This window comes from Mesorhizobium sp. SARCC-RB16n, assembly GCF_008520305.1.
Taxonomy (GTDB): domain Bacteria; phylum Pseudomonadota; class Alphaproteobacteria; order Rhizobiales; family Rhizobiaceae; genus Mesorhizobium.
The window spans coordinates 1-11,539 of the sequence record NZ_ML703308.1; the positions used below are offsets into that span (position 1 = coordinate 1).

Consider the following 11,539-nt stretch of genomic DNA (forward strand, 5'->3'; position numbering starts at 1 on the left):
ATTCACCCTCAATCCGCTCCAGCAAATGCCGGGACTAAACAACTAGGCAGGGTTACCGCGCCGACATGGCCGATATGACGCCCTATGAGAAATGGCGCCGCAAGCGCGCCGGCCTCGACGGCACCGATGTCCTGCTACGCTCGGGCGCAGGGTTCCAGATCGTTCCGGAGATCGATGTCGCGCCGCACGACATCATCGTCGACAAGACCTGCAACAGCGCCTTCACCTATACGGATTTCGAGCTTGTGCTGCGTGCGCAAGGCATCACGCATCTGATGTTTTCCGGGTGCACGACCGATGTCTGTGTCCACACCACGCTGCGCGAGGCCTGTGACCGCAATTTCCAGTGCCTGACGATTTCGGACGCCTGCGCCAGCGGCGACAGGCAAGCGCACGAGGCGGCGCTTCACATGGTGACGGTCGAGGATGGCGTCTTCGGCGCATTGGCCGATTCAGCCGCCGTCATCGACGCCCTGTCGTGGCTTGGCGACAGACCTGAAGCAACTGACGAATGACGGGCTTTAGCCCGCTGCTCGCGTCTCCAACCCTGGGCGAGGCGCATAAGCTCCAGGCTGAAATTCGCTGGCCTCCCGGCGCGCCAGCGAGTTGCGCAGCAGCGCCAGTGTTTCCCGGCCGGCTGTCGCGATCTCGCTTGGCGTGTCGACGCCGACGATCATGAATTCATCGATGCCTAGAGCCGCATAGGCAAGCAACGACAGTGCCACCTGAGCCGGCGGCCCAGAGAGGTCGACCGCCTTGTGGCCGGCGGCGGAAACACCTTGGTGGATCCTGACCGGAAGCGCGAAGCGCAGCTTGCCGGCGCGGCCATGTTCGGCCGCGGCGCCACGTGCCCGTTCCATGAATTGCCTGATATCGTCGATCGAGCCCGGCGCCAATTCGAAGACATCGGCGTGGCGGCCGGCAACCTTGAGTGCTGTTCCCGACTGACCGCCCAGGCGGATGACAAGGTCGGCGCCGTGTGGTCCCTTGCGCGGCACATAGCCGCCTCGGATGCTGTAGAATGCCCCTTCATGGTCGAAAGGCCGGTCGTTCGACCACAGCCGCTTCAACAGCACCAGATATTCGTCGATGCGCTGCCAGACGACGCCATGTCCGACCGGTCGTGTCTCGGCATCATCATCGTTCAACGGCTCGCTGATCATCCTGAGCGCCAGCCGTCCGCCGCTCTCCCTGTCGATGGACGCCAGCTGGCGGGCAGCCACCGTCGGTTCGATCACACCGGCCCAATGGGTGAGCACCACTTCCAGCGAAGCGGTGCGGTTAAGCACCTGGGACGCAAGATCCATGTTGGTCAGCAGCCCGGCCGAATCGTCGACGACGATCTTCTGGAAACCGCCATCCTCGATCAACCCGAGCTTGGTCGCGGTCTCGGCGAAGTCATAGAAAAAAGGAACCGCCGCGTCGGCGGTCTTGGTGGGAACATGCGTGAATTCGATCGGCATTGTCATCTCCTCCATTGCTGGAATCACTGATGCTGTGAAATGCGAATCCTCAGGCGCGCGAAAGCGCCCGCGACCCGGTTCATTCAACTCCGACTGTCTGAAAGCTGTGGGGCAACAGCCCCTGTCGATCTGGTGATTTAGGGAATAAGGCCCAGCACGACTGCCCCGGTGAACACAAACGCAAGGGCAAAGACGAGATAGGCGAAAGCGCCGGCATAGGCCGGGCGAAAGCCCTGGGCATTGGCCAGCTTCTGGCCGTTGCTGCCGGTCTGGGCGTTCTGGATATAGGACATATCGACCTCCGTCACGCCGGTTAATCTATAAAACTTGTAGACTTTGTCGATTGCTATTTTTCCGCCATTGATAGAATTATTTTCTCCTCAATTACCAAAAATTGGTGCAAAATTGCTGCGGGCGTGGGCTCGCGCTCTTACCGCTCTTCCCTTCGAAACGGCTTCAGCAGCGCCGATGGCGCCACAGCGTTGCGTGACATGAACGCCATTGCAACGATGGTGAAGATAAAGGGCAGCATCAGGAACGCCTCATAGGGGATGTGGCCGAGCCCACTCGCCTGCATGCGCAGTTGCAAGGCATCGACGAAGGCGAACAGCAGCGCGGCACCAGCCGAGCGCCATGGATCCCAGCGGCCGAACACGACCAGCGCGATCGCTACCCAGCCCCGTCCCGACACGACGCCGAAGGTGAAGGCGTTGAACTGCGCCATCGACAGGAAGGCGCCTGCCAGACCCATCAGCGCGCCGCCGAGAATGACAGCCTGGAAACGCGTGGCGATGACGATGACGCCGGCTGAATCTGCGGCGCGCGGATTTTCACCGACCATGCGCACGGACAGGCCCCAAGGTGTGCGGTAGAGGATGAAGGCGGCAAGCGGGATGGCCAGGATCGCCATGTAGACCAGCGCAAACTGGTTGAACACCGCCGGGCCAAGCACGGGAATATCTGAGAAAACCGGGATCGGCAGCGTCTGAAAACCCTTGATGCTCGGCGGCACCGACTGCTGGCCGAAGATCCGCCGGTAGAGGAAATAGGCAAGCCCCGATGAGAATAGTGTCACGCCGATGCCGCAGACATGCTGGCTGAGGCCGAGCGCCACGGTGAACAGCGCATGCAGCGCGCCCATCAGCATGCCGGTCAGCACCGCCACCAGCACGCCCAGCCACAGGCTGCCGCTGAGGCTGGTGGCGGTGAAGCCGGTCATCGCGCAGAGCAGCATGATGCCTTCGATGCCGAGATTGAGCACGCCGGCCCGTTCGGAGAACATTTCGCCGAGCGTGGCGAAGGCCAGCGGCGTGGCGATGCGGATGATGGCGGCGAGAAAGCCTACCTGGAAAATCTGCTCGAACACCGCGCTCATCTGATCGCTCCGACGCGGCGAATGCGATAGGCGGTGAACAGCAGCGCCACCAGCATGGCGAGCAGCGCCGTTCCCTGGATGACGTCGCTGAGGAAGGCCGGCACGCCGGTCGCCCGCGACATCGCCTCGGCGCCGGTCATCACGGCGGCCAGGAAGATCGCCGCCGGCACGACGCCGAGCGGGTTGAGCCGCGCCAGCATGGCAACGACGATACCGGAATAGCCGTAGCCCGGCGAGATGTCGCTCATCACCTGGAAGTGCACGCCGCCGACCTCGCCGACGCCGGCAAGACCAGCCAGCGCGCCGGAAAGCAGCGCCGTGGAGATCAGCACGCGCTCGACATGGATGCCGCCATAGCGTGCCGCTTCCGGATTTTCGCCGGTGACGCGGATGCGAAAACCGAGCGTCGTGCGCACGATCAGGAACCAGATCAGGGGTGCCGCGATCAGCGCCGCGACGACACCGAGATGCAGCCGCGTGCCTTCGATCAGCACTGGAAAATTCGCCGAATCCTCGATCGGCGGCGAGATCGGGTAGCCGCTGAAACTATCCTTCCACGGGCCCTCGATCAGCGCCATCAGCGCGTAGTAGATGACCGAGTTGAGCAGCAGCGAGCTCACCACATCATCGACCTTGAATCTCACCCTGAGCGTCGCCGGCACCAGCGCCACCGCGGCTCCGGCTGCGGCACCCGCCACCGCCATCAACAGCATGGCGAGCGGGCCAGGCATCGGAATGGCACCGACGAAGCAACTCGCCACTGCACCGGCAAGCAATTGCCCCTCGGCACCGATGTTCCAGAATTTGGCCCGAAAGGCGACGGCCACCGCCAGCCCCGTGAAGATCATCGGAGCCGCGCGCACCAGTGTTTCGGTGATGGCATAGCTGTCGCCGAGCGAGGCCGTGAACATCACGCCGTAGGATTCGAACACGTTCGCCCCGGCCAGGGCGATCAGGCCGCTGCACAGGATGAGCGTGGCGGCGATCGCCAGCAGCGGCAGCACAAGGTTAAACCAGGCGGGCGTCGAGGTGCGGACTTCGAGGCGGAACATCAGCCGTGCGCCTCCGCGCCGGTCATCAGCAGGCCGAGACGCGCGATCGTGGCATCGGCGCTATCGAGCGTGCCGGCGATGCGGCCCTCATACATCACCGCGATACGATCGCAGAGCACCAGCAGTTCTTCCAGATCCTCGCCAATGACGATGATGCCGCAGCCCTTGGCGCGCATGTCGAGGAATTTTTCATGGATGAAACGGGCAGCGCCGATGTCGAGGCCACGCGTCGGCTGCGACACGATCAGGACCTTTGGGTCGAAGGCAAGCTCGCGCGCCAGCAGCGCCTTCTGCAGATTGCCGCCGGACAGCGCGCCGGCGCGGGTCATCGGCCCGGGACATCTGATATCATAGGCCTTGATCTGTTCTTCGGCGAAAGCCCGGATCGCATCCGGCTTGAGCAACCCTCTGGCGGAGAAGGTCGATGTGCCGATGCGCGGCAGCACCATGGAATCGGCGAGCGGCAAATTGGTGACCAGCCCCGTCGTCATGCGGTCTTCCGGGATGCGGCCAAGGCCCAGCGCCTGCACCTCGCGCGGCGAGAACCGCGATACGGTCTGGCCGGCGATGGTCATCCGGCCGGCATCGGGCGTGCGCACGCCTGAGATGACCTCCGCCAGTGCCCGCTGGCCATTGCCGGAGACGCCGGCAATGCCGAGGATTTCGCCGGCATGCACGGCAAGCGATATGTCGCGCAGCGCCGTACCCGAATGCTTCGAGGTCGAGATGCCGTCGAGAATGAGCACCGCTCCGCCCGGTGTCGATGGCCCGCGCGCCGGTGGCACGATTTCATGGCCGCACATCAATTGCGCCATTGCAGCCGATGTCGTGTTGGCGGGATCGTCTACCCGGCCGGCGACGCGGCCATGCCGCAGCACCGTACAGCGATGCGTCAGCGCCCGCACCTCGTTGAGCTTGTGCGAGATGAAGATGATGCCGAGGCCCTGTGCCGCCATCGAGCGCAGCGCCGAAAACAGCCCATCGACCTCGCTCGGCGCCAGCACCGCGGTCGGCTCGTCGAGGATCAAGAGCTTGGCACCGCGAAACAGCGCCTTGACGATTTCCAGCCGCTGCTGTTCGCCAACCGACAGCGCCGAGACCGGCAGATTGGGATCAAGCGTCAGCCCGTGCTGGCGGCCGATCTCAGCCAGCCGCGCCAGCCCGCCGGCGCGATCGATCCGTCCCGATTTGCCTGACATCCCGATGAGCAGATTTTCCAGCACCGTCAGCCGAGGTGCCAGGTGAAAATGCTGGTGCACCATGCCGATGCCGGCGGCCAGCGCGTCGGCCGAGCTGGCGATCCGCACCGACCGGCCCTGGATCAGAATCTCGCCGGCATCCGGCGCATAAGCACCAAACAGCACGTTCATCAACGTGGTCTTGCCGGCGCCGTTCTCGCCGAGAAGACCGAGGATTTCGCCCGGCGCCACGCTGAGATCGACGGCTTCGTTTGCCTTGACGGCGCCGAAGCTCTTGGTGATGCCGCGCATTTCGATGAGTGGGGCGGGCAAGGATGCTCCTGGAGGAATTTGGCTTGCGATTCAGCTTGATAGGGATGCGCTGCACCCCCCTCTGGCCTGCCGGCCATCTCCCCCTCAAGGGGGGAGATCGGATGTCACGTAGGCCTCCGCCAATTTTCTACGCCAAACAAGAATACCGCCGGCGAAGCTGCCGATCTCCCCCTGGAGGGGGAGATGTCCGGCAGGACAGAGGGGGGGCGCCACGCGCCGGCCCTTCGCCAACAACCCTCAATCCGAAACCGGCGTGTTCTCGTCCACATCCACCCGGAAATTGCCTTCCAGGATTTCGGCCTTCTTCTTCTCGACCAGATCCTTGACGTCGGCGGGCAGCGTCTTGTCGAACTTGTGGAAGGGCGCCAGATAGGAGCCGCCCTTGGCCATGCGCGAGAAATCGCCGTAATCCTGCGCCGTGTAGACCCCGGCCTTGACCAGCTTGATCGCCTGCTCGACCGTCGGGTACATGTCCCAGACCGGGCCGGTGATGACCGTGTCGGGGCCGAGGCTCGACTGGTCGGACATGTTGGAGATGGCAAAAATCTTCTTCTCCACAGCCGCCTCGATGACGCCGAAGCGCTCGGCGTAGATGACATCGACGCCGGCATCGATCTGCGCCACCGCGGCTTCCTTGGCTTTTGGCGGATCAAAGAAGGAGCCGATGAAGGCGACCTTCTTCTTGACGTTCGGACTGACGTCCTTGGCGCCGGCGAAGAAGGCGTTGACCAGCCGGTTCACTTCCGGAATGCCCATCGCCGCCACCGCGCCGACCGTGCCCGATTTCGACATCTTGCCGGCGATCATGCCGGAGAGATAGGCAGGCTCATGGATCCAGTTGTCGAAGACGCCGAAGTTCGGCTCGGCCGGCCCAGCGCCCGACCCGAACAGCCAGGCGGTCTTGGGGAACTGCTTGGCGGTGCGGCGCGATTCGCGCTCGGCGGCGAAGGCATCGCCCAGCACCAGCTGGTAACCGCCTTGCGCATATTCGCGCATGACGCGGCTGAAGTCGGCGGTCTGCACCTTTTCCGACCATTTGTATTCGATGCCCAGTTCCTTCTCGGCCTTCTGCAGGGCGACGTGGATCTGGTTGTCCCACGGCTCCTCGATAGGCGTGGCGAAGATCGCCGCCACTTTCAGTTTTTTGCCCGCCGCGAAGGCCGCACCCGGCAGCATCGCAGCCGCGAGGCCAAGCGCGCCCAGTTCCAGCACGTTGCGTCGCGACAGACCTTCGTATGTCGTATGGGATTTGTTCTTCCGGTCTTCCATGAAGTGCCCCTCTGCTTGACAGCCGTGTCGAGCCGGCCGTTCTAAAAATCAGACGGGGAACTATGGAACGGGTCCGGACTTTTGTCCACATGGTCAAATTTGGGGGAGTGATTCAGATTGAATTTATGGCTATCGGCCTTGATGGCTTGCAGTCCGTTCGAGGGGCTGCGAAGCTAGCTGATGATCCGTGCAGCCATAGCTTTCATTGTGTTGGTGATTTCGACGTTGATCGGGCCCCAACCTACACGTTCGCAAGACTGGTCTCCGCCTCAGGACTCAGTGCTAAATGCGACACGGGTAATCGATACTTATTTCTCTTTGCTCGATAGCGGCGATCCCGAGCGGGCATTTCAAATGATGGATGATGCCGCCAAAGCATCGATCTCCGTTACTGCATTCGCCGAGCAAAGCGACGAGTTTCACTCTCGGTCCGGTCCGCTACTGCAGCGGCGACTGCTCAAATTCACGTGGCTCAAAGACCCGGCGGATGCGCCTTTACCGGGCATTTATGTAGCGGTCGATATCGCCACAAAATTTGAGAAGATCGATCGGCACTGTGGGTATGTCGCGCTCTATCAAAAACCTTCAGGAGGCGCTTTCCACGTCATGCGCGCCGAAAGCAATTTCATCGACAACGCGGCAGCAATGAAAATGGCGAAATTTGAGCTGGATAAAGCGTGGGCCGAATTGTCACGTAACTGTCCGGCTTCCCGTTGAGCCAATCCCTGAACATTTTAGCTCACCGGCTTCTATGTGACCCGCGCGCCCTCGGCGGCTTCCTTCGCTTCGATGAGCGCCGCGATGTCCGCTATTTCCCAGAGCTTGTCAGTGGGGCCACCAGCCTGCACGGGTTCCAACTGACCCACTACTAAATTCGCGGCAGCAGAATGGTGCCCGCCCCTCCTGACAGCACATCAAAACCGGGATCAAACCCGTTCGAGCGCGATGGCGATGCCCTGGCCAACGCCGATGCACATTGTGGCCAGCGCGTAGCGGCCGCCGCGTTCGCGCAACTCAAGTGCGGCCGTCCCCGAGATGCGGGCGCCCGACATGCCCAGGGGATGGCCAAGCGCGATGGCGCCGCCATTCGGGTTGACGTGCGGCGCATCCTCAGCGACGCCGAGCTGGCGCAGCACGGCGATGCCTTGCGAGGCAAAGGCTTCGTTGAGTTCGATGACGTCGAATTGTTGCGGCGTCAGGCCTAGCCGTACGCACAATTTCTGCGTCGCCGGCACTGGGCCCACGCCCATGATGCGCGGCGAAACACCGGCGACGGCACCGCCAAGGATGCGGGCTATCGGCGTCAGGCCGTATTTCTTCGCAGCCGCTGCAGAGGCAACGATCAATGCCGCCGCCCCGTCATTGACGCCGGAGGCATTGCCGGCCGTCACAGTGCCGCCTTGCCGGAACGGCGTCGGCAGTTTGGCGAGCGACTCGACCGTGGTGCCGGCGCGGGGATGCTCGTCCTTGCTGACAACGACCGCATCGGCCTTGCGCTGCGGGATCGTCACCGGGGTAATCTCCTTGGCCAGCCGGCCATTGGCTTGCGCGGCGACCGCCTTGTCCTGGCTGCGCACGGCGAATGCGTCCTGATCGGCACGTGACACGGCAAAATCCTCGGCGACGTTCTCGCCTGTCTCCGGCATCGAATCGACTCCATACTGGTTCTTCATCAGCGGGTTGACGAAGCGCCAGCCGATGGTTGTGTCGTAAATCTCGGCATTGCGCGAAAACGCCGTGTCGGCCTTGGGCATGACGAAAGGCGCACGGCTCATCGATTCGACGCCGCCCGCGATCATCAGTTCCGCTTCGCCGGCCTTGATGGCACGAGCGGCGATGGTCAGCGCGTCCATTCCTGACCCGCACAGGCGATTGACGGTCGAGCCGGGGACTTCCTTGGGCAGGCCAGCCAGCAGCAGCGCCATGCGTGCCACGTTGCGGTTGTCCTCGCCGGCCTGGTTGGCGCAGCCATAGACGACATCGTCGATCGCCTGCCAATCGATGCCGGGATTGTGCTCGAGCAAAGCCTTCAGCGGGATGGCGCCAAGGTCGTCGGTACGCAGCGAAGATAGCGAACCGCCGAAGCGACCGATCGGCGTGCGGATGTAGTCGCAAATATAGGCCTCGGCCATGTCAGGCAGCCTTCCCTTTTCCGGTCCCCTCATGCGCCGCCTTGGTGCGGGTCTGCAGGTCGCGCAATGTCCTGAGTTCGAGTTCGCTTGGCGCCGGTGTTTCGTCAAGCGCCTCGGCGAACTTAACGACCCAGCCACAGCTCTCCTGCACCTGCTGGTACGTGACACCGGGATGCAGAGAGACGACCGTGAATTCCTTGGTCACCGGGTCTGGCTTCCAGATGGCGAGATCGGTGATCAGCAATGTCGGGCCAGCGGTGTCGATGCCAAGCCGCTTTCGATGATCGCCGCCTTCGCCATGGCCGAAGGAGGTGAAGAAGTCGATCTTCTCGACCATGCCGCGCTTGGTTTGCGCCATGGTGATGTAGATCTCCTTCGACGACGTAGCTATCTCCGGCGCGCCGCCGCCGCCGGGCAGCCGGGTCTTGGGATGGAAATAATCGCCGATGACCGTGGTGTTGATATTGCCGAACTTGTCGAGTTGGGCAGCCCCGAGGAAGCCAATCGAGATGCGGCCGCCCTGCAGCCAGTAGCGGAACATCTCCGGCACCGCGACGGTTGTGACGGCGGTTTCACACAATTCGCCGTCGCCGATCGACAACGGCAGCACGTCGGGCGCGGTGCCGATCGTGCCGCTCTCATAGATCAGGGTGATGTCGGGCGCATGCGTCAGCCGCGCGACGTTGCAGGCGGCCGACGGCGCGCCGATGCCGACGAAGCAGACATCATCGTTCCTCAGCGCGCGGCTGGCGGCGACCGTCATCATCTCGTTGGGAGTGAAGCCCAGTTCGCTCATGCCGCTTTCCTCAGATGCTCGACGCGGGCCGCGAAATCGTCGGCGCTTTTTTCGATGACGTTCGCCTGCATCCACGCCTGGAATTTTTCGCGGTCGGCGGCGATCTCGTCCCATTCGAGATAGGCGGCGTTATCGCGCATGTAGTAGCCATGTGCGTAGGACGGATGCGAGCCGCCCGGCACGACCGAGATCGCCGCGATCGTCCATCGGGGCAGCACGGTCAGGTTCGGGTGCAGATCGTCGAAATTGTCGACCACTTCCTCCACCGTCACCACCGCTCGGCTAGCCGCCAGCACTGCTTCCTTCTGGATGCCGATAATGCCCTCGACCAGCACATTGCCTTTCCGGTCGGCTTTCTGCGCATGGATGAAGGTGACGTCGGGTCGGATCGAAGGCACGGCCGCCAGCACCTCGCCGGTAAACGGACAGGTGACCGATTTGATGTTCGGATTGACATCAGCCAACCCGGCCCCGCGATAGCCACGAAACACCGCGCAAGGCAGGCCGGCCGCACCCGCCTCATAGGCATTGGCCATGCCGGCATGGCTGTGCTCCTCGACCTCGATCGAGTGTGGCAAACCATTCTCGATCGCATCGCGGACACGGCGCAACAGGCCGACGCCGGGATTGCCGACATAGGAGAAGACGATCTTCTTCGCCATGCCCATGCCGATCATCTGGTCGTAGATCAGGTCGGGCGTCATGCGGATCAGGGTCAGGTCGCGAAACCCCTGGCGGATCGCCTCATGTGCGGCGGCTGTCGGGATCAGGTGGGTGAAGCCCTCGAAGGCGACCGTGTCGCCATTATTCAAATTCTCGGCCACGGCCTGTTTGAGCGGCAGGAACTTGACCATCGCGGGGGGTCCTCATAATTGCCAAAGTTCGTATTGCGAACAAAAGTATTATATGTGATACTTTCTAGCGCCTGTTCCACGGCGGAGTCAATGCTGGCGAAATCGCCTGTCGGGGGGACGAAATGGACGAAGAGACCGTTTCCCGTGATCACGTTGGCTCGCTCGAGCGCGGCCTTGCCGTCATGGAAATCCTCGCCCGCCACCCCTCTGGCATGACGCTGACCGAAATGGCCGAGGAAGCCGGCCTGACCCGCGCCGGCGCCCGGCGATTTTTGCTGACGCTTGTAGCTACCGGCTATGCCACGCAGGACGGCCGTGTGTTCTCGCTGTCGCCGCGTCTGCTGGCCATCGCACGTACATGGCTCGGCGGCGGCTCGCTGTGGAGCTTTGCCGCGCCCATCATGCGTGCGGTGGCGGCGCAGCTGAACGAGGCCTGTTCGGCGGCGATCCGGTCGGGCGAGGATGTCGTCTATGTCGCCCGCATTCCTGGCCGGCGCATCCTCAGCGTGTCGCTCGACGTCGGCACCAGGTTGCCCGCCTATTGCACCTCGATGGGGCGGATGCTGCTCGCCGGCCTCACGCCAGGGGAACTCGACGCATTTCTTAGCCACGCAACCATCGAACGGCGGACGCCGAAGACCATCGTTGAAAGGCCGTTGCTGGCAAAGGCGATTGCCCAAGCCAGGACGGATGGCTTCGCCATCGTCGACGAAGAACTGGAACTCGGCCTGCGCTCGATAGCCGTGCCGATCCGCGACCGCGCCGGACGCACGGTCGCGGCGATCAATGTCTCGACCCAGTCGGCGCGGTTTTCCGTCGCGGATATGGAGCGGGAAATCCTGCCCGCGCTGCTCGAGGCCAGGCAGCGTGTCGAGGATTTTTTTGTGGTTTAAGGGGCCTTTTTAGACTTCCCAAGTCGGCGGGACAGCGCCCCCCTCTACCCTGCCGGGCATCTCCCCCTCAAGGGGGGAGATTGGCAGTTTTGACTTCAGCGCCTCTTCTTCGGCGGTGAAAATTGGCGAGGCGATCGCGACATCCGATCTCCCCCCTTGAGGGCCTGTTGCGCAATGTTGCGGGAGGCGTGTTG

The 11,539-nt window shown here is 63.0% G+C and carries 10 protein-coding genes and 2 pseudogenes; 3 read left to right on the plus strand and 9 right to left on the minus strand.

Annotated elements, in window-relative coordinates:
* Window positions 1–41: 41 nt before the first annotated feature.
* A pseudogene (locus C7I87_RS33920) lies at window positions 42–515 on the plus strand (cysteine hydrolase family protein); the annotation flags it as partial.
* A gap of 6 nt (window positions 516–521) precedes the next feature.
* Here C7I87_RS33920 and C7I87_RS33925 read toward each other — a convergent pair.
* From C7I87_RS33925 to C7I87_RS33955, 6 genes and pseudogenes are all read right to left on the minus strand, one after another.
* Window positions 522–1,463, minus strand: a complete 942-nt coding sequence (locus C7I87_RS33925; RefSeq protein ID WP_149908294.1) for an LLM class flavin-dependent oxidoreductase — start codon at window positions 1,461–1,463, stop codon at window positions 522–524.
* Window positions 1,464–1,600: 137 nt separating this feature from the next.
* On the minus strand, window positions 1,601–1,756 hold the full coding sequence (locus tag C7I87_RS33930; protein WP_149908295.1) for a hypothetical protein: 156 nt from the start codon (window positions 1,754–1,756) through the stop codon (window positions 1,601–1,603).
* A 137-nt stretch (window positions 1,757–1,893) separates the two neighbouring features.
* Window positions 1,894–2,838 carry an ABC transporter permease gene (locus tag C7I87_RS33935; RefSeq protein ID WP_149908296.1) on the minus strand — a complete coding sequence of 315 codons (945 nt, stop codon included), beginning with the start codon at window positions 2,836–2,838 and terminating at the stop codon, window positions 1,894–1,896.
* Window positions 2,835–3,890, minus strand: a complete 1,056-nt coding sequence (locus tag C7I87_RS33940; protein WP_149908297.1) for an ABC transporter permease — start codon at window positions 3,888–3,890, stop codon at window positions 2,835–2,837. The genes C7I87_RS33935 and C7I87_RS33940 overlap by 4 nt, the downstream gene beginning before the upstream one ends.
* A 239-nt stretch (window positions 3,891–4,129) precedes the next feature.
* Window positions 4,130–5,380 (minus strand): annotated as a pseudogene (locus tag C7I87_RS33945) (ABC transporter ATP-binding protein); the annotation flags it as partial.
* A 258-nt stretch (window positions 5,381–5,638) separates the two neighbouring features.
* A complete protein-coding gene (locus C7I87_RS33955) occupies window positions 5,639–6,670 on the minus strand; it encodes a BMP family protein (protein ID WP_149908299.1) in 1,032 nt (343 codons plus the stop codon).
* A 180-nt stretch (window positions 6,671–6,850) separates the two neighbouring features.
* Between C7I87_RS33955 and C7I87_RS33960 the strand changes: the two genes are divergently transcribed.
* Entirely contained in the window at window positions 6,851–7,387 is a 537-nt protein-coding gene (locus C7I87_RS33960) for a DUF4019 domain-containing protein (protein WP_149908300.1), read from the plus strand.
* A 209-nt stretch (window positions 7,388–7,596) separates the two neighbouring features.
* Here the strand turns inward: C7I87_RS33960 and pcaF are convergent, their stop codons facing one another.
* From pcaF to C7I87_RS33975, 3 genes are read right to left on the minus strand one after another with little or no spacing between them, the layout of a single operon-like run.
* Window positions 7,597–8,802: a 3-oxoadipyl-CoA thiolase gene (gene pcaF, locus C7I87_RS33965; RefSeq protein WP_149908301.1), complete on the minus strand. Its 1,206-nt coding sequence runs from the start codon at window positions 8,800–8,802 to the stop codon at window positions 7,597–7,599.
* Window position 8,803: 1 nt separating this feature from the next.
* Window positions 8,804–9,598 (minus strand): CoA-transferase subunit beta, encoded by a 795-nt coding sequence (locus C7I87_RS33970; RefSeq protein WP_149908302.1) that lies wholly within the window; start codon window positions 9,596–9,598, stop codon window positions 8,804–8,806.
* A complete protein-coding gene (locus C7I87_RS33975; RefSeq protein WP_149908303.1) occupies window positions 9,595–10,452 on the minus strand; it encodes a CoA transferase subunit A in 858 nt (285 codons plus the stop codon). The genes C7I87_RS33970 and C7I87_RS33975 overlap by 4 nt, the downstream gene beginning before the upstream one ends.
* 122 nt (window positions 10,453–10,574) lie before the next feature.
* Between C7I87_RS33975 and C7I87_RS33980 the strand changes: the two genes are divergently transcribed.
* Complete coding sequence (locus C7I87_RS33980) at window positions 10,575–11,345, plus strand: IclR family transcriptional regulator domain-containing protein (protein WP_149908304.1); 771 nt, start codon at window positions 10,575–10,577, stop codon at window positions 11,343–11,345.
* Window positions 11,346–11,539: the final 194 nt, after the last annotated feature.

Excerpts from the sequence above, each read along its gene's own strand:
- C7I87_RS33975 (WP_149908303.1), bottom strand. The coding sequence starts at position 10,452 with ATGGTCAAGTTCCTGCCGCTCAAACAGGCCGTGGCCGAGAATTTGAAT.
- C7I87_RS33925 (WP_149908294.1), bottom strand. The coding sequence starts at position 1,463 with ATGCCGATCGAATTCACGCATGTTCCCACCAAGACCGCCGACGCGGCG.
- C7I87_RS33935 (WP_149908296.1), bottom strand. The coding sequence starts at position 2,838 with ATGAGCGCGGTGTTCGAGCAGATTTTCCAGGTAGGCTTTCTCGCCGCC.
- C7I87_RS33940 (WP_149908297.1), bottom strand. The coding sequence starts at position 3,890 with ATGTTCCGCCTCGAAGTCCGCACCTCGACGCCCGCCTGGTTTAACCTT.
- C7I87_RS33960 (WP_149908300.1), top strand. The coding sequence starts at position 6,851 with ATGATCCGTGCAGCCATAGCTTTCATTGTGTTGGTGATTTCGACGTTG.
- C7I87_RS33955 (WP_149908299.1), bottom strand. The coding sequence starts at position 6,670 with ATGGAAGACCGGAAGAACAAATCCCATACGACATACGAAGGTCTGTCG.
- C7I87_RS33970 (WP_149908302.1), bottom strand. The coding sequence starts at position 9,598 with ATGAGCGAACTGGGCTTCACTCCCAACGAGATGATGACGGTCGCCGCC.
- C7I87_RS33930 (WP_149908295.1), bottom strand. The coding sequence starts at position 1,756 with ATGTCCTATATCCAGAACGCCCAGACCGGCAGCAACGGCCAGAAGCTG.
- pcaF (WP_149908301.1), bottom strand. The coding sequence starts at position 8,802 with ATGGCCGAGGCCTATATTTGCGACTACATCCGCACGCCGATCGGTCGC.
- C7I87_RS33980 (WP_149908304.1), top strand. The coding sequence starts at position 10,575 with ATGGACGAAGAGACCGTTTCCCGTGATCACGTTGGCTCGCTCGAGCGC.